The sequence below is a fragment of the uncultured Algibacter sp. genome (assembly GCF_947495675.1).
In the GTDB taxonomy this organism is placed as follows: domain Bacteria; phylum Bacteroidota; class Bacteroidia; order Flavobacteriales; family Flavobacteriaceae; genus Algibacter_B.
Map to the genome: position 1 here is coordinate 1 of NZ_CANLZX010000096.1, position 234 is coordinate 234.

The following is a 234-nucleotide window of genomic DNA, read 5'->3' on the forward strand; positions in this document are numbered from 1 at the left end:
CAATCCCAATACGTTCTTCCATTTATAAATGTATATAACCAATACGTACTTATATTGCCACTTCCTGTATAACCTGAAGTAAATGTAAAGTTTAAACCTGTATCGTCCTTTAACATCTGTAGATTAAAGGCTGTATTATTGGTATTGTTTGTAATCGCATTATTATCTGTTAAGCTTGTGGCTCCTGTGGATCCTACTGGCGATGACCAATAGTTATACCAATATGGATTTGAT

The 234-nt window shown here is 33.8% G+C and carries 1 protein-coding gene; it reads right to left on the reverse strand.

Annotation, left to right across the window (positions count from 1 at the left end; all coding sequences use genetic code 11):
* Nucleotides 1–234: hypothetical protein (locus Q0842_RS16240; RefSeq protein WP_298500568.1), on the reverse strand; the 234-nt coding region annotated here is incomplete at both ends.